This is a genomic window from Streptomyces sp. NPDC058231 (assembly GCF_042882275.1).
Classification (GTDB): domain Bacteria; phylum Actinomycetota; class Actinomycetes; order Streptomycetales; family Streptomycetaceae; genus Streptomyces.
Genome location: NZ_JBHVWN010000018.1, coordinates 90,322 through 107,201, shown reverse-complemented (window position 1 = coordinate 107,201; position 16,880 = coordinate 90,322). Strand labels below are relative to the sequence as shown.

Below are 16,880 nucleotides of genomic sequence, written 5' to 3'. Positions count from 1 at the left end.
GCCCCGCGTCTACGGGGCCATGGGCTACTTCACGTCGACGTAGTCACCCGCGGCGCTGACCGTCGCGGTGGACGCGATACCCACGTAGGTGAAGCGGTAATAGCCGTCGGTGGACGCCGTGACCGTGGTCTTCAGCGCGCCGCCCGTGGTCGACTTGATGCCCTTGACGTTGGTGTAGTTGGTGGTGCCCGCCTTGCGGAACTGCAGCACCACCGACTGGCCGCTGAGGCCCACGTACTTGTTCGATTCCCAGTCGGCACGGGTCAGCGCGCCGGTGACCGTGATGGTCTTGCCCTTCACCACCGGCTCCGGGGCCGCGTTGACCGTCAGCTTCGACATGCGCTGCAGGCTGAAGCCCTTGGCGTTGTCCTTCTGGACGTAGTCAGTGTCCGTGCCCTGAGCGATCGCCCAGACCTTCCAGCCGCCGGCCAGCTTGTTCAGCAGGTCGTGGTTGGCGTCGACGGTGAAGGTGTGCTTGCAGGTGGAGGTCGTGTCGTTGACCTTGGTGCAGACGGCCTCGTCCTCGTTGGGCACCGCGCCGCCGTCGAGGTTGTCGAAGGTCGAACCGTGCCACAGCACCGCGGTCGCCCACTCGATGCCCGAGTCGTCCGTGGCGGTGAAGCTGACCGTGAAGGTCTTCTTCGTGGTCGCGCCCATGACGACGGCCTTGCCGCCGTTCACGACCACGTTCGAGATCGTGGTGTCTCCGCTGACGTCGTCGGCCGGGTCGACCGCCGCGTCGGTCTCGACGCTCCGCGTGAACGAGGAGACGGTGTGGCTGTCATCCGCCTGCGCCGCCGGGACGGCGAGGGCGGAGAGGGCCAGGGCGCCTGTCACTGCGGCGACAGAGGCACGAATGCGCATGTGTTTCCCCACGTCTGAAAAAGGGGCGCACGGGACAGCTCTGTTGCATGCTTCCGCGGCGCCCGATCCAGTCAGTCTCTGAAGTCTGCTGACTCCAGTGATCAGACGTGGGGCACCAGTGAATGGTTGCGCGACTCCGTGAAAGTTTTTCGAGTACGCGTTTAAGCGGGCTATTACGGAGTCCGCTAGACATGGCCCTCAACCGACCGTGGGCAACGAATCGGGAATTACACATTGCGGGTTATGGAATACTGCACGTCGACTTGATGAACGTCGAGTTGCTGCACGTCCACGTGGCTCCTCGGCCAGCGATGCGATCCCCGGCGAGGACGTGGCGATCACCGAAGAGGCCCGCAAGGAAGCCCCGACCGAGCCCGGGACCGCGCTCGTCGGCCCTGTTGACCGCCGTTGACCGCACAGTTGGCGTATAACTACATATTGTGACCTGTCGCCTTTATTCGCGAGCCCATTGTTGATCTCTGAGCGGACCTCCACGATTACGTACTTCTTCGCGTCCACGGCGAAGTCGGCGACCATCGGCTCCTGCATCGCTTCACCCCAATTCGCCACCCACTGGCGCCTTTGCCGTCGGACGAAATCTTCGCCAGACCCTTTTCGTCGTGCTTCTGAAGGCGTACGAGTGCCTTCTCGACAACGGCCAGGGTTTCCTAGGACGGCCGCCCGGTCACGGACGGGTCGAGGCCATCCCTTCCGTCCTTGACGTGCGGAGGCGTGTGGTCGGCCGTGCACGCCCCGAGCAGCAGCGTCGCCGCTGCCACCGTGGCCGCCAGGAGCCCGCGCTCCCTGGCGATCAGTCTCTCGCGTCTCGTGCGGAGCGCCGCCGCCGAGACCGCGCCTGGAGGCGCTCAGCTGCGGGGTGGCATAGCGTTTCCGTGACGGGCCGGGGCCGACAGAAGTGATACGGAACGGCGGATCAGCAGTGGAGCGGCGCGAGAACAGGGCTTCCCGTCACGCGGATGACGGATGGTGGTCGGGCCATCTGCATGAGCTCTGGCGTGTCGCCGACACGGCGACGGACGTAACAGGGCTGGCCGATCCTCTTTACGGCATGCTGCTTCGCATGCCCGGTGTCCTGGCCGTCGTGGGCACCAGCTGGAGCGGCGGGCTGCTGCACTATCTGCGGAGTGTCACCCTGGCGGAGCCGACGCTTTCGTTCATGGAATTCGAACAGGATTTCGGCGAATCAGGCGCTGCCGGGACGCCGGACGGCGATCCGACTGTCACGGTTCACGAGGTGTCGGAGCTCGACGGCGCCATGCCGCATGTCCAGGTTCTGGCGGCAGCGGGCGTGCGGAGCGTGGCCGAGTGTGCCGTGCCGCTGGGGCAGGGCGGCTGGGCGTCGTTCATGGTCGGCACCGCAGACAGGGACGCGATCGATGCGACGCTGCGGACCCGGTTGAAGCAGGTGGCCGAGGTCGCCATGGTCTCGGACAGGCGCATCATGGCGCGGCGCGACGACGAGCTGCGTCAGGTGAGTGACGCCTTCCTGGCGGAGGCGTCGTTGCAGATGGATTCGAGCCTTGATGTGGAGAGGACCGTGCGCCGGGTGGCTCGCACGGCTGTTCCCGCCGTCGCCGAGGGGTGCGTCCTGCATCTGCTTCTTCCCGGCGGACTGACCCTCGTGTCCTCCGCACATATAAACGCGGGTGAACAGCAGTGGCTCGGCAGGATTGCGGCCGAGGACCTCTGGCTTACGGATGTGCTGCACCGAGTACTCGACAACGGCCAGGGGCTGGTGCTGAAAGGTGAGGGGCTGGAAGGGGGGCCCTTCGGGCCCGCCTCGTCCGGGGCGGGCCGTGCCGTGTGTGCGCTCACCGTGAATCCGCTCAAGGCTCGGGGCCGGGCCCTGGGCACCCTGACGTTTCTCTACCACCGGGCGATCATCGCCGACGGAGCCTCGCGGTTCCTTGCGAATCTCGCCGACCGGGCCGCGCTGGCCATCGACAGCAGCGCCCTGTACGAACAGCGGCACCGCCACGTGGTCTCTCTCCAGCGACATCTGCTCCCGAGGGAACTACCGCGGATTCCGGGGCTCACGCTGAGTTCGGCATACGAGGTGGGCGACGTCTCGCTCGATGTGGGCGGTGACTTCTACGACGCCGTCCCGGGGTCACAGGGTGGTGTGACCCTCCTCATCGGTGACGTCTGCGGTCGTGGGGCGGAGGCAGCGGCACTCACGGGACTGGCCCGCCATACCCTGCGCACCCTTCTCGACGACGGCAGTACGCCCGAGCACGCGCTGGGACGGTTGAATCAGGCCCTGGTCAGGGAGGGCACGTCCCGTTTCGTGACAGCGCTCGTGGCGGTGCTGGTGCCCGACGAGAAGGGATTCCGTCTGCGCTATTGGAGTGCCGGACATCCGGCGCCTTTGATACGGCGTGAGGACGGCACCGTGGAGGAGCTCCCGGCCCACGGGGATCTGCTGGGTGTGCTGGAGGACATCGAGTACGGATCCGGTACGGCGCACGTCGCACCGGGGGACACACTGGTGATGTTCACCGATGGAGTGACCGAGGCGAGAGCGGCCGACGGGACGTTCTTCGAATCACGTCTGCGCAACGCGGCGGCGCAGCAGGGCGCCGGTGAGGCACTGGGGTTCGCCGAGCGCCTGGCAGAGGCTGTTGTGGAATTCCGGGCGACGGGCGCCGACGACCTCGCCGTGCTCGCCGCACGGGTGGAGGTGATCGGATGAGCGGGGCTGCCGGGGGGCACAGGATCGATCACGACCTCGTCTGGGTGGTCGAGGATTCGCCGGAGGACACCGAGGCCATTGCGCGGGCGCTCGGTCGTACCCACCCCGGTCTGACACTGGAGTTCACCGACCGGGGAACCGGATTCGTCGGGCGGTTGCTGGAAGCCGCACGCCGACCGGGGCTCGTCCTCCTGGACCTGAACCTGCATGGTCTCAGTGGAGGCGCAGTGCTGCGATCGATCCGCTCCCGGTCCGAACTGAACGACGTGGCCGTGGTGGTCTTCACCTCGTCCACCGAACCGGACGAGGTGGACACGACCTACGCGGCAGGCGCCGACAGTTACATCTACAAGCCGGTCAACTTCGAACTCTTCCAAACGGTGCTGAAGGGGGCTGTGGACTACTGGCAGGGAAAGGCGAAGGGCGGGGACGAGGGCCCTGCCGCTCAGCCTCCTTCCTGACCCAGGGTGAAAAAGAAGGCAGTCCCGCGGCCCGGTTCGCTGTCGAGCCACAGCTCGCCGCCGTGCCGCTCGACGACCCGCTTGACGACCGCGAGTCCCACGCCGGTGCCGCCACCGCGCTCGCCCGGCCCGTGCAGTCTGCGGAACAGCTCGAACACCTCGTGCTGCTGGTCGGACGGGATGCCGATGCCGTTGTCGCGGACCACGACGGCCTGCTGCGGGTGCCCGCCCGACGGTGGACGGAGCATGTCAACCCGGACCTCGACCGTGCGATCGCCCTGGTCCGCAGCGTACTTGGCCGCATTCACCAGGAGGTTGACCAGGACTTCGTAGAGCCGGTCCTCGTCGGCGTACACCTCGGGCAGGTCATTTCTGACGACCCGCACGTGGGCCTCGGCCAGGCGTTCCCCGGCCACGTCGAGTGCGGAGTCCAGCACCCGGTCCAGTGGGACACGGGTGCGGTGCAGTCCGCCTCGGCCCAGTCGGGCGAAGTGCAGCAGCGAGTTGAGCAGCTCGTCCATCCGGCCGACCAGTCGCCGCATGGTGAGCATCCGGCGGACGGTGGTCGCGTCGAGCTCCGCTGCGGCGTCCTCGATGACGAAGGTCGCGGCGTTGGAGATGCCCCGTAGCGGCTCCTTGAGGTCGTGAGCCGCCGCATGGGCGAATGAGTCGAGGTCGGAGTTGGTGATGCGCAACTGTTCGTTCAACGCTGCCAGTTCTGCCTCGTGCCGGAGTACGAGTCCTGTCAGCGTGCGCCAGAGTTCCTGTGCGGTGGCGCGGTCGGTCGGCGTCCAGGGCAGGCTGCGTCCGCGTACCACCGCGCGGAAGACGGCACCTGAGCCGCGAGGGGTGAGCCGTTCGCCTCGCGGTCCGACCTGGACGGGCCTGGAAGGGTCGGTGGCCCATTGGCGGGCGGCCGGACGGGCCCTGCGGAACCAGGCGAGGAAGTCACCCGAGCGGCTCAGCGACACCATCAGAACCCCCGCCGGACCGCTTTCCGCCAGGTCGTCGGGTCGGTCCGGCTCCTCGGAGAGACGGTCCGTACTCCAGACCGTGCCGGGTGCCGGCCCAGCCGCTCGGGCCCGGAGGGTCTCCAGCAGAGCGGGTGGAACACTTATCCCGCTGATGGCGCTGCGACCGCCTCGGCAGAGCACCGCGCCATCGGCGTCCAGCAGTGTTCTGAGGGCGTCGTCGCCTGCCAGGAGCGAGTCCTCCAGGTCTGACGTCACCCGGGAGGTGATCCGACCGAGGCGCTCGCGGGATGCGGTGAGCGCCTCGGCCTGCTCTCGTTCCTCGATGACCGCGAGTTGGAGGGAGAAGGCCACGCCGAAGAACTCACATGCTGCCCGCAGTTCCGGAGGGATGGTGACGGCGTCGTAGCCATGACAGGCGATCAACCCCCAGAGCTCACCCTCCCGGAGGACGCTCACCGACATCGACGACTTCACACCGATGTTCCGCAGGTACTCCAGGTGAAAGCCGGACACGGTACGCAGCACAGAGTTCGACAGGTCCAGTGGCAGGCTCGAATCGGCTCGGAGCGGAGGGTGCAGGCCCACGCCGGCGTCGTCCACGTCGGCGATCGCCCGGATCCAGTTGTCGCGGTAGAGCCGCCTCGCCTGGGGCGGGATGTCACTGGCGGGGAACCATAGCCCCAGCCAGGGCTCGTGGCCGGCGGTGAGTTCCTCCGCGACCACCTCTCCCGGCCCGTTCTCTCCGTCGAAGCGGTAGGCGACCACCCGGTCGAAGCCGGTCAGCGCACGGATCTCATGGGTGGCCTCCTGGTAGCACTCAGCCGCTGTCCTCGAGGACCGCAGACGCGTCAGGGCCTGCCGGACTCCCTGGTAGAAGCGTGCGAAGTGCGGCGCCGCGGCGGCGCGCGGCTCGCACTCCAGGACCAGTAAGGGCCCCTGCCGGTGCGCGGTCACATCGAGCATCCGGGGGGCGCCCGCCACCTCGATGGCGAGAGGGAGAAGCAGGCTTGCCGCCTCATGCTGAGCGCCGATCTCGAGTGCCTCGGCCCACTGCTCGGGGGACAGCACTCGCGTGATGGGCCCCCCGACCAACTCCTCGGCCGCGATCCCCAGCAGGCAACCGGTGTTCAGGGCTGCGGTGTCCACGGTGCCGGTATCGGCCTCCACCGCGAGCAGGGTGCCGTGGGACTGGATCCTGCCCAGCCGGTGAATGGGCTCCTGGGCGCATTCACTGAGGTCGAAGCCGATGGCCGCTGCAGCCTCGGCCTCCCGTCCCGGGTCCGGAAGGGACATCTCTTCTCCCACGTTCCGAGTCCGCGATCCGGTCCAGTCGGCCCGACGGCTCGCCGTGATCCTTCCACGGCACCCCGCGGCGGAGGGGCTGTTGCGGGTACGTGTCGTCGCTCCCGGCGGCGGCCACCTGCCGCCGGGGGTGCCGGCCGACCCCCATCGTCACTCTCCGCTTGCGCTCGATACTTCTCTTCATGAGAGTATCTTGAACAGAAGCATCATGGGCTGTGCCGTGGAGGTGGACTGCCGTGAACGGATTTATCGGGCGCCGCACCGAACTCAGCCTTTTGGACGACCTGTTGGAGCCAGTGAAGACCGGCGGGCGCAGCGGACGGCCCGGGCGGGCCGTTTTGATCCGCGGACGCCGCCGGGTGGGCAAGTCCCGCCTGGTGGAGGAGTTCCTGGAGCAAGTCGGGCTGCCGCATGTGTTCTTCACCGCCGTCGGTGGCTCCCGCGAGGAGGATCTGGCGGGCTTCGCCGCCGAGGTGACGGCCTCCCGGCTACCCGACGCGGCGCGGTTCAGTGATTTCGCCGCCCCGCTGACCTGGGACGCCGCGCTGACCATGCTCGCCTCCGCGCTTCCCACCGACTCCCCCAGCGTGGTGGTCCTCGACGAGATGCCCTACCTCGTACGCGAGGACCCGAGCTTCGAGGGCGCACTGCAGAAGTCATTCGACCGGACGTTGTCGAAGCTGCCCGTTCTGCTCATCCTCATCGGCTCCGACATCGCCATGATGGAACAGCTCAATACCTACGGGCGGCCCTTCTACCAGCGGGGCACCGAAATGGTCGTGCCACCGTTGAATCCGGCGGAGGTCGCGTCGATGCTCGATCTGCCGCCTGCCGACGCCTTCGACGCCTACCTGGTCTCTGGGGGACTCCCGCTCATCCTGGAGGAATGGCCACAGGGCGCCGGACTGTGGGAGTACCTTGAAATGGCCCTGCGCAGACCGACCTCCGCCCTGTTGGTCAGCGGCGAGCGGTCCCTGGCTGCCGAGTTCCCCGTCGAGGCGCAGGCTCGCACCGTCCTGGGCGCCATCGGCCACGGCGAGCGCACCTTCACCCTGATCGGCAGAGCCGCCGGCGACCTCAACCCCAGTTCGGTATCCCGTTCGCTGGAACTCCTCACCTCCCGCCGCATGGTCGCCGCGGAACTACCCCTATCCGCAAGACCCAGCCGTGAGACCCGCTATCGCGTCGACGACCCGTACCTGCGCTTCTGGCTCTCCTTCATCGGCCCCGGCATCCCCGCGGTCGAACGTGGCCGTGGTGACCGCGTCCTCGACACCATCCGTGCCAGTTGGACGTCCTGGCGGGGCAGGGCCATCGAGCCCGTTATCCGCGAAGCCTTGTGGCGACTGGGTTCCGACGAAGGGCGGCTGCCCGCGGGCACCCATGCGATCGGCGGCTACTGGACCCGCACCAACGACCCGGAGATCGACATCGTCGGAGCCGACCGCTCCCCCATCGCCAAGAAGATCACGCTCGTGGGTTCGGTCAAGTGGCTGGAGAGGAAGCCCTTCGACAACCGCGACCTCGCCCGCCTCATCACCCACCGCTCTCAGCTTCCCGGCGCCGACGACACCACCCCCTTGCTCGCCGTCACCCGCAGCGGCTGCACCGCCGACGGCGTCCCCACCCTCACGCCCGAGGACCTCCACGACGCCTGGTCCTGAATCCGTGACCGGCCGTGCCACTACGTGCCGGTCGGGCGGTAGGCGGCGGTCAGCAACGGCCGCCCAAGGGGGCCGGAGATTTCGCGCATGGCCGTGCCTTCGCAGGTCGGACCGGACATCGACTCCGAGCACCGGTTGATTCCCAAGCTCGGAGCGCGACTCCTTGTCGTCCGGACCGGTTCAGGGGGCCCGCACCAGAAGACCCCTCTGAGCCACCTACCCGCCGACGGGCAGCGCCGATCGACCTGTACACACCTGATCGATCACCTAGGCCGCTCCTCGCCAGATCGTCAGGTCACCCTGGACGAAGCCGATATCCGGCACAGCGGTCGACTTCGTCGTGATCACGAACAGCCCGATGTCCCCCGAGGCGCCCTTGATGCAGATTTCGCTCCCGTTCGCCGCACCGGCGAGCGGGAGGCGGTGGTTCTTTACGTGCTTGAGCAGCTGACGGCACTCGTCGAGGGTGCCGCCCGGCTGGCCGTACAGCTGGAGGAACACACTCGTGTCGCTCTCCAGTTCGCAACCGACCGTCCGGCAGCCGAACCGGATGTCCCCCGTGCGCCCCTTCGCATCCTTGTCCGGGTTCTTGAGGTTCACCGAGTTCTCCGGGTGCAGCATTACCAAGGGGTACGGCTCGGGCCGCGGCTCCCTGGGCGAGGCCGAGGGGGACGACGAAGTCCCGGCCGCATCTTCACCGGTGCCCGGAGCCGCCGAGCCCGAGGAGCCCGACGAGGACCCTCGCGCGGAAGCCGACGACCGTGCGGCCGATTCCGTGGCGGACGCAGATGAGCCGCCGGTATCCCGGTGATCACTCCGGCTCTTCACGTCCAGTACCGTCCAGACCAGGGCCGTTACCAGTAGCGCACCCCAGGCCAGACCGGCGGCCGTGATCAGCACGGTGCGCCGCCTGCGAACCTTCCGCTCCGCCTGCGTCGGCCGCAGCGCCGCGGCCGGGGGCCGCGTATACCCGATCAGCGGCTGCGGCTGCACCGGGGTGAGGTCGGGCACCGGTGGCGGAACCACGACCTCCTGCCCGCCGATCTCCCGCCACACGGCCGGCGCCCCGCCCGCCGCGTCGGCATCCGTTCCCAACCGCTGCCGGCACCAATCCAGGACCTCTGCCGGAGTGGCCCGCTCCGCCGGATCGGCGGCCAGGCACCAGGCGAACAGCGGACGCAAGGGCTCGGGCAGCAGAGACAGATCGGGATCGGAGTGCACAATGTTGTACAGCACGTAGACACCCGGGCCGTCACCGTAGAGCGACCTGCCCAACACCGCGAACGCCGCCGTCTGGGCAAGGGCGAAGACATCGGTCGCCGCCGTGACCTCTTCACCGAACGCCTGCTCCGGGGCCATGTACGCAGGCGTGCCGACCGCGTGTCCCGCCGCCGTATAAGAGGTTCCGTCAGTTGCCACCGCGATGCCGAAATCGATCACGCGCGGCCCGTCGGCGGCCAGCAGCACGTTCGACGGCTTCAGGTCCCGGTGCACGATGCCCTCGGCATGGATGGCCTGCAAGGCCTCGGCCATCCCCGCCATCAGCCACAGCACGGCAGGCACCGACAGCGGACCGCGTCGGGCCACAGCCTCCGCCAGGGACGGCCCGGGCACGTACAGCGTGGCCAGCCAGGGTGGTTCACCATCCGCGTCGGCGTCGATCAACTCAGCGGTGTACGCCCCACGGACCCGCTGGGCGGCCCTGATCTCCCGGCCGAATCGCCGCTGGAAGTCCGGGTCGTCCGCCAGCTCCGGGCGTACGACTTTGATCGCCACCGGCCGGCCACCCGGCGTGTGCGAGAGGTAGACCCGGCCCATGCCACCCGCGCCCAGCCGGGCGACAAGCCGGTAGCCACCTACCACAGGCGGGTCGGCCGCCTGAAGTGGTTGGAAGACATCCGTCACATGACTCATCGGCCCGCTCCCCCACTCTGATGCATTGGCCAACGGCAGCAGCCTACGTGGTAGGGCCATGAAGTTGTGTGGTTACGGGGTCCGACTGCAAGCCGATGGCGATGATCCGGAAGTGCGCCCCCGCGGCGACGACAGGCCTCCCGCACGTAAGAGGTGATCTTGGCGAAATCACGTGATCCAGGCCACCGGTGCGCCGCCGTCTGCGGAGAGCGTGGAGCCGACCGGGACCAGAGCCCTGTGCGCCAGGAGGAACCCTTGAGGTAGAGGGCGAGGTAGCCCCTTTCGAACTCCGGCCGTTCCGCTCCACCGACCGTCAGTGTCGGCGTACCTCTGGCGCTGGAGTTCTGAAAGGCAGACTCGGATGCGTCGATGAACGCTTGGTACTTCATCGTCCGAACCGCTGTGTCGAAGCGTGGCCCGCGCAGGCCCTCGACGCGGGACGCCATCTTCAGGATGAAGTCGTCGGTGTAGCCGTCGACGGCTTCGTCCGGCTGGTGCGCGTAGAGGACTTGGTGGTACTCGACGAACTTGCCTTCTGCCAGTGCGGCGCGCAGCGCGTTCACGGCCTTCCTCGAACCGTTGCCGCCCAACCTGTCGTCGAGGAACGACGCAAGTGTGTAGTGAATCTGCACCGAACCGTGCTGAGCCAGGCTGTGAAGCTCGGCCCCGGCGCCCTGTGTCTCGAACTCCTCGCAGGCTGGGCAGCGCAGATCCTCGTAGAGCTGGACGGTGGTATCCGCACGCTCATCGCCGACCACTACGGTCACCCCGTCCGAACCGAGCGACTCCGGTATGTCAGCGTCGGTCGCATACCCCGTACGCGTTCCGCACGCCAGAAGGGACAGCCCTAGGACGGCAGCGATTGCCGCTCCCCGGATCCTGCGCTTCACCTGCATGAATGCCCCTCCCCAGTGGCGAATTGCCCGGAGTCTACGTGGCGGCCCGCGAGGCGGATCACCGGTTCCGGGGGCACGGGCGCGGACAGGATCGAGAGGCGCTGTTTCTCGTGGCCGGAGCCACCGGAACGCGCATCACGTCGCACCACCTCCGCACCATCTGCGGCGGACAAACGCGGTCGGCGGGGATGCCTGGTCATCCACTGCTTCGCGCCGAGCCGGTCGACGCCGGCCCCGACCTGAGCGCCGAGCGGATCGTCGATCGCGATTCGTGCTCGATCGAGGCCGACTTCGACGAGATCAAGACGGTGTCACGGGAGGGGCGGCGACGTCCCACCACGGTGCGCGACCACCACCCACCCTCATCCCCCACCCTTGCTTCACCTATCGATATTCGATAGATTCCCATCGCAACTCGATGGAAGGATGGGCCATGGGAAAGCTGACAGTGCGTGCGCTGCGCGCCGTGCTCGTGGTGGTGCTCGCCGGCACCGTGTTCGTACAGGCAGGGATGGTGTGGGCGTTGGTCAGTGGGAGCGACCCGGAGGACGGGACACTTCCGCTGACCCCGCTGCGCGTGATCACGATCCTGGGCATGGTGTCGGTCCAGGTCGCCCTGGTCTGTGTATGGCGGCTGGTGACGATGGTGCGACGCGGGACCGTGTTCTCCCACACCGCCTTCCGGTACGTGGACGGCGTGATCGGCGCCATCGTGGCGGCCTCCCTCGTGTGGTTCGCGGTCACGGCTGTCAACGCGCCGGGCCAGCGGGAAGACCCGGGTGTCACCGTCATCATGGGCGGGGTCGGCGTGGCCATCCTGGGGGTCGCGCTCATCGTGCTCGTCCTGCGGATGCTGCTCACCCAGGCCGTCGCGCGCGACGTCGAAGCGGCACAGATGCAGGCCGAGCTGGACGACGTGATCTGATGCCGATCGTCGTCGACATCGACGTGATGCTGGCCAGGCGGAAGATGTCCGTGGGCGAGCTCGCGGACCGCGTGGGGATCACGCCCGCCAACCTGGCGGTACTCAAGAACGGCCGCGCCAAGGCGGTGCGCTTCGCGACACTCGGCGCGCTCTGCGAGGCACTCGAGTGCCAGCCGGGCGACCTGCTGCGCTGGGAGGACGAGGACGGCGCAGACGAATGAGGTGCCCCGGACGGACGGGAAAACGCCTGTCGGAGGCGGGAAAGTCCGCCGCGCGCCGCTCCATGTCCCTCTGCCGGCGCCCGGGGGGCCTGGTTCGTGTCGGTTCGGGCGATCCTCATTCACCGCACGGGGAAGCCGAAGGAGTACCCCTGCTGCTTCAGCCAGGGCAGGATCTCGCGCAGAGCGGCCAAGGTCTGGGAGCGATCCCCTCCCGCGTCGTGGAAGAGGACGGTCGGCCCGTTGGAGATCTCTCTCTTGACGGTGGCGACCATGGTGTCCACACCGGGACGCTCGAAGTCTTTGGTATCGACGTTCCAGCCCAACGGCCGCATCCCCCGGGACGCGGCGAGCTGCCGGCTGTACGGGGTGAAAGCACCGCCCGGGGCCCGGTAGTACTGCGGCCGGACACCCCCGGACGCCTTGGTGATCATGCGTTCGGCATCCAGGATCTGCTGGGACTGGTAGGCCTCGGACCGGCTGTCCATGGTGGTGTCGTGCGAGACCGTGTGGTCACACAGCCGGTGCCCGGCCGCCACCACGTCCTTGACCAGGTCCGGGTACGCCTGGGCCTGCGTGCCCACCATGCAGAACGTGGCCTTCACACCGCTGTCCTTCAGCAGTTGCAGCACCTGCGGCGTCCAGACCGGGTCCGGTCCGTCGTCGATGGTGATGTTGACGCCCCGCGCGCCGCGGTCCGATGCGTGCGCGATGTCCGCCGCCACCTTGGCCACGGTCCCGTCCTGGTGCCGGGCGTCCGGCGCTGAGACGCGCGCCTGCGGCTGCCGGCCTCCAGCGGTGTCGGCCTGCGCGGTCCACACCGAGGTGGCGGCGGCCACCACTGTCACCCCGAGCGCCGCCGCGAAAAGCCGGCTGTGCCATCCCCTTCCCTTGTGCCTTGCCATGTCCCGCCCCTTTGCTGTCTCCGCCGATGCCCTGCCCTCATCAAGACATACGAACGCCCGCGCAAGATCCCCCTGTTACCAACCGCAGACGAATCCGCTGGGGACCGGCGACAAACGCCGGAGCTCCGGAACGGTTCCCGAGCGGAGGAAGCAAGGACTCGGCTGGTTCCGCCGCTCCGCAGGGTGACGTGCGCGGGGCCAAGGACGCTGGTGGGCCAGGACTGCGCGCGACATCGGGACTGCCCCTCGGCCGCGAGGAGGGTGCGAAAGCCCCAGACGTGATCGGCCGGACACGGCCGGAGGCGCCGGTCCACCCCCGCACGAGAGCTGCACCGGACGAGCACCGGAACGAGCGGTCGACCACGGTCACCGCCGGATCGCGGACATCGAAGCCGTCCTCCCGGGTCATCAGCTCCCGGCGCATCAGCTCCCGGGTGCCGGCTCCCCGTGTGCCGAAGGCTGTGGAATTGCAGCGCGGCCATGAGATCCGTGACCCCTCGATTCCCACCGTGCGACGGTCCTCACGTAGCCGTAGATCACTGAGGCCATCGCCAGCACGAGAAGTGGTCCGGACACCCACGGATGCCTCGCCATCTCCAACGGCAGATAGCGATAGGACACCAGGAGTGCGGCGAAGACGGTTGAGCCGCAAGCGACCAACTGGATCCCCGATCGATCCCAGCCGCGGTCGAACGAACGCAGAGCCGCCTCGATCGTGAGCGTGAACACCACGCCGGCGATGAGATCCGCGCCGTAGTGGTAGCCGAATCCCAGCGTTGCCGCGAGCGTGGCCATCAGCCAGAACGTGCCTGCGAACCGCAGGAATCGTGGGCCCTTCCGGGAGTGGATGAAGATCGCGGTAGCCCACGCCGTGTGCAGGCTGGGCATGCAGTTCCGGGGGGTGATCCCGTCGAATGGCATGTGGTGCGGGGCATCGATCGGCGGCGGCGTTCCCGGCCACAGGTCGGCTACCGCCCACTGCTCGCTGGGCGGCGCGTCCGACCACAGGCTGACCGTCGCCCAGTGCTCGGCGCCGGTGCCGTAGGCGAAGACCGGTCCGACCACCGGGAAGATCATGTAGATGGCGGGCCCGAGCATGCCGATGACCAGAAAGGTGCGCACCAGATGATGGACCGGGAAGCGGCGCTCGACCGCCACATGACGCAGCTGATACAGCGCGACGACGACTGCGGCCACCGCGAGTTGACCGTAGACGATGTCGAGAAAATTGAAGCCGATCGGGCCGGTGGCCGTGACGAGCCGGCCTACCAGCCACGACGGGTTGCCCAGCGCGTGATCGGCGGTTGCCACGTACTGGTCGAGCACCGATGGGCGGGCCTTGGATGTGATGAGCAGCCAGGTGTCGCCGGTCTTGCGGCCGGCCACCAGCAGCAGCCCCAGTCCGACGCCTTTCAGCAGCAGGACACGTTCCTGGCCGGTACGGCGAGTGAGAGCGATGACCGCATAGCCCAGAATCACCCACAACGCTCCGTTGCCGAAGGGGTGGCCGTCGGTCGTCCTGGCGTCGACCGCCCACCGGACCACGAAGAGGGCGACATCGATACCGATCGCGACACCAGCCGCGACGAACCGTTGCCGCCAGGTGAGCACCACCATCATCAACGCCATGCCGGCGTACAGCAGGAAGCCTGATTTGGGGGCGAATATCACCTCTCGCGCCTGGTTGGTGATCGGCCCCGGCAGGCCGTAGCGACGTGCGGCGATCTCCAGCGCGATGAGGAATCCGAGCGCCACGACACCCGCCACGGCCCAGAGTCTCGCCCGCGGCCGGCGCCACACGGAGAACGCGGTCCTGCTGGTTATTCGCGAAAAGACCCGCAATGGTGCATATCTCAATTTTCGGCCGATTTTCTAGATTTTGGTTGAAGGTCAGGGTGGGTTTCGCTCGCCCCCTTCCGGTCGGGTCCGCTTCTCCCCTCACCAGGAGCAGCCCGCCCGACGGGGGAAGACGGGAAGATCACAGTCCGGGTTCCGCCCCGTCCTTGTTGTGGCATGAACGTGTCGCCCAATTGTTCGCTCCGCCTCGGCGAGGCGAACACGGATCCTAAGCTGTCGAGGCCGGCGTCCCGCCGCCGGTACGTCCCTACGACCTCAGTGCGGGAATCGACCTGGATGACCGCGGCATCCGACGCCCGACCGGCTCGGGCCATCGGGAACGCGCCGGCCGCCCGTCCGATCTGTCCTCTCCGGAGGTGAACGCATGACCAGGTGCGGAAACGGCACGATCTGGCGAAACGGCGAGTGCCGGCTGACAGGAGCTACAGCGGCCTACACGTACTCCGTGACCCTGCTGCTCGGGATGGGCGCTGTCGCCGTGGGCATCCATCTTCGACGACGCATCAGGCAGGCCCCCGTTCCCGTCGGACGCGGGACGGACAGACATGGCCGCCGGGCGACTTACCGGATCATCGACAGGGCCACCCCCTACTTTTTGATCTTCTGGGGGTCCACTTTCCTCCTGGGCACCGTCATTGCCGTGATCGACCGGTGATCTTCCCAAGTGCGCAGCACCAGCACGGCGCTTGTGACGACAGTCGATGGCATCCGGGAGGGCAGGGTCCCGAGCGGCACGGCTCCCGACGCCCGCTCCGTGCCCGGTACGGATCCTCCCACCGGGGCTCAACCCGGAGTACCGGCTGCGGCGGACCGGTGCGGTGGCCCGAAGAGACCTTGCCCACATCGGGTCCGGGGCAGGGATGCCGGCGTGACGTCCCGACGTTGGCGACTGGAGGACCTGCCCGACCCGATGAACAGGACTTGATGTGACTGACGAGAATGCCGGACGCGCAGCAGACACTCTCTCGCGCCCGTTCGCGATCCGCGGACTGACCTCGCGCAACCGGATCGCCATGGCGCCCATGACCCGGCAGTTCTCTCCGAACGGTGTTCCCGGCCAGGACGTGGCGGACTACTACGCCCGCCGCGCGGCCGGTGGCGTGGGGCTGATCATCACCGAGGGCACCTACGTGGACCACCGCTCGGCCGGCACCAGTGGCAGGGTCCCCCGGTTCCACGGTGAGGACGCGCTCGCGGGCTGGGCAGGTGTCGCGGACTCCGTGCACCGGGCGGGCGGCACGATCGTCCCGCAGCTGTGGCACGTGGGTGTCACGCGCACGGAGGGTGCCCCGCCGGTGGCGGACGCGGAGCCGGTCGGCCCCTCCGGCGTGTCCCTGACGGGCGAGCCCAAGGGGCGCGCGATGACACAGCAGGACCTCGACGACGTCGTCACCGCTTTCGCCGACGCGGCGGCCGCCGCCGAGCGCCTCGGCTTCGACGGTGTCGAACTGCACGGTGCGCACGGCTACTTGATCGACCAGTTCCTGTGGTCCGGCAGCAACCGCCGCACCGATGCCTACGGCGGCAACATCGTCGCGCGGACCCGTTTCGCGGCCGAGATCGTGGCGGCTTGCCGCGCGGCCGTGTCCGACGCCTTCCCGCTCTTCTTCCGGATGTCCCAGTGGAAGATGGATGCCTACGAGGCGAAGCTCGCGCAGACGCCCGAGGAACTGGACGCGCTCCTCACGCCCTTGGCCGAAGCCGGCGTCGATGTGTTCCACGCGTCCACCCGCCGCTACTGGCTGCCCGAGTTCGAGGGTTCCGACCTGAACCTCGCCGGATGGGTGAAGAAGATCAGCGGCAGGCCGACGGTCACCGTCGGCTCGGTCGGCCTGGACAGTGACTTCTTCGACGCCTTCCAGGGCAAAGGCTCCTCGGTCACCGGCATCGATCAGCTGCTGGACCGGATGGAGCGCGACGAGTTCGACCTGGTCGCCATCGGCCGTGCGCTGATCGCAGACCCGGAGTGGGCGGCGAAGACCCTGAGCGGACGCGCCGAGGACATCACGCCGTTCGGCGCGGAGATGCTGAAGTCCCTGCGCTGACCAGGCCGTGGCGGTGGGCACGGCATCGTGCCCACCCCCGCGCCCACCGGATCGGGCACGGCGGTCCCGGCACGGGCGGCGGGGCGGCCTGGCCGCCCGCACGGCCCGGCCCGGCCCGGCCCGGCCGCAGCATTAAACCGCG

At 68.3% G+C, this 16,880-nt stretch carries 14 protein-coding genes; 8 read left to right on the top strand and 6 right to left on the bottom strand.

From position 1 onward, the window contains the following. Positions 1 to 24: 24 nt before the first annotated feature. The gene (locus tag ACFVXE_RS15780) at positions 25 to 864 is read right to left on the bottom strand and encodes a DUF5707 domain-containing protein (RefSeq protein WP_389671704.1); all 840 of its coding nucleotides are present in this window, start codon (positions 862 to 864) and stop codon (positions 25 to 27) included. Between the two features lie 1,081 nt (positions 865 to 1,945). On the opposite strand from ACFVXE_RS15780, the gene ACFVXE_RS15775 reads away from it, so the two are divergent. Together ACFVXE_RS15775 and ACFVXE_RS15770 are read left to right on the top strand one after the other, a co-directional pair. Further along, positions 1,946 to 3,577 carry a PP2C family protein-serine/threonine phosphatase gene (locus tag ACFVXE_RS15775; RefSeq protein ID WP_389671703.1) on the top strand — a complete coding sequence of 544 codons (1,632 nt, stop codon included), beginning with the start codon at positions 1,946 to 1,948 and terminating at the stop codon, positions 3,575 to 3,577. Beyond that, on the top strand, positions 3,574 to 4,038 hold the full coding sequence (locus ACFVXE_RS15770; RefSeq protein WP_389671702.1) for a response regulator: 465 nt from the start codon (positions 3,574 to 3,576) through the stop codon (positions 4,036 to 4,038). The genes ACFVXE_RS15775 and ACFVXE_RS15770 overlap by 4 nt, the downstream gene beginning before the upstream one ends. Here the strand turns inward: ACFVXE_RS15770 and ACFVXE_RS15765 are convergent. Continuing rightward, positions 4,023 to 6,305 carry an ATP-binding protein gene (locus tag ACFVXE_RS15765; RefSeq protein ID WP_389671701.1) on the bottom strand — a complete coding sequence of 761 codons (2,283 nt, stop codon included), beginning with the start codon at positions 6,303 to 6,305 and terminating at the stop codon, positions 4,023 to 4,025. The genes ACFVXE_RS15770 and ACFVXE_RS15765 overlap by 16 nt on opposite strands. 245 nt (positions 6,306 to 6,550) lie before the next feature. Here ACFVXE_RS15765 and ACFVXE_RS15760 point away from each other — a divergent pair, with 245 nt between their 5' ends. Further along, positions 6,551 to 7,978, top strand: a complete 1,428-nt coding sequence (locus tag ACFVXE_RS15760; RefSeq protein ID WP_389671700.1) for an ATP-binding protein — start codon at positions 6,551 to 6,553, stop codon at positions 7,976 to 7,978. Between the two features lie 267 nt (positions 7,979 to 8,245). Here the strand turns inward: ACFVXE_RS15760 and ACFVXE_RS15755 are convergent, their stop codons facing one another. Together ACFVXE_RS15755 and ACFVXE_RS15750 are read right to left on the bottom strand one after the other, a co-directional pair. Further along, positions 8,246 to 9,892, bottom strand: a complete 1,647-nt coding sequence (locus tag ACFVXE_RS15755) for a serine/threonine-protein kinase (protein ID WP_389671699.1) — start codon at positions 9,890 to 9,892, stop codon at positions 8,246 to 8,248. Then, positions 9,889 to 10,788, bottom strand: a complete 900-nt coding sequence (locus ACFVXE_RS15750) for a DsbA family protein (RefSeq protein WP_389671698.1) — start codon at positions 10,786 to 10,788, stop codon at positions 9,889 to 9,891. Before ACFVXE_RS15750 ends, ACFVXE_RS15755 begins: the two co-directional genes overlap by 4 nt. A gap of 38 nt (positions 10,789 to 10,826) precedes the next feature. Here ACFVXE_RS15750 and ACFVXE_RS15745 point away from each other — a divergent pair, with 38 nt between their 5' ends. The 3 genes from ACFVXE_RS15745 to ACFVXE_RS15735 are packed head-to-tail and all read left to right on the top strand — an operon-like array spanning position 10,827 to position 11,934. Continuing rightward, positions 10,827 to 11,189 (top strand): hypothetical protein, encoded by a 363-nt coding sequence (locus ACFVXE_RS15745; RefSeq protein WP_389671697.1) that lies wholly within the window; start codon positions 10,827 to 10,829, stop codon positions 11,187 to 11,189. A gap of 32 nt (positions 11,190 to 11,221) precedes the next feature. Beyond that, complete coding sequence (locus tag ACFVXE_RS15740) at positions 11,222 to 11,713, top strand: DUF2975 domain-containing protein (RefSeq protein ID WP_389671696.1); 492 nt, start codon at positions 11,222 to 11,224, stop codon at positions 11,711 to 11,713. After that, positions 11,713 to 11,934, top strand: coding sequence for a helix-turn-helix domain-containing protein (locus tag ACFVXE_RS15735; protein WP_389671695.1), 222 nt, complete (start codon positions 11,713 to 11,715; stop codon positions 11,932 to 11,934). Before ACFVXE_RS15740 ends, ACFVXE_RS15735 begins: the two co-directional genes overlap by 1 nt. A 119-nt stretch (positions 11,935 to 12,053) precedes the next feature. On the opposite strand, the gene ACFVXE_RS15730 is transcribed toward ACFVXE_RS15735, so the two are convergent. Together ACFVXE_RS15730 and ACFVXE_RS15725 are read right to left on the bottom strand one after the other, a co-directional pair. Beyond that, the gene (locus ACFVXE_RS15730; RefSeq protein WP_389671694.1) at positions 12,054 to 12,836 is read right to left on the bottom strand and encodes a polysaccharide deacetylase family protein; all 783 of its coding nucleotides are present in this window, start codon (positions 12,834 to 12,836) and stop codon (positions 12,054 to 12,056) included. A 423-nt stretch (positions 12,837 to 13,259) separates the two neighbouring features. Further along, positions 13,260 to 14,636, bottom strand: a complete 1,377-nt coding sequence (locus tag ACFVXE_RS15725; protein WP_389671693.1) for a phosphatase PAP2 family protein — start codon at positions 14,634 to 14,636, stop codon at positions 13,260 to 13,262. 502 nt (positions 14,637 to 15,138) lie between these two features. On the opposite strand from ACFVXE_RS15725, the gene ACFVXE_RS15720 reads away from it, so the two are divergent. Continuing rightward, positions 15,139 to 15,348 (top strand): hypothetical protein, encoded by a 210-nt coding sequence (locus ACFVXE_RS15720; RefSeq protein ID WP_389671692.1) that lies wholly within the window; start codon positions 15,139 to 15,141, stop codon positions 15,346 to 15,348. Between the two features lie 271 nt (positions 15,349 to 15,619). Next, positions 15,620 to 16,738 (top strand): NADH:flavin oxidoreductase, encoded by a 1,119-nt coding sequence (locus tag ACFVXE_RS15715; protein WP_389671691.1) that lies wholly within the window; start codon positions 15,620 to 15,622, stop codon positions 16,736 to 16,738. The last annotated feature ends 142 nt before the right edge of the window (positions 16,739 to 16,880 follow it).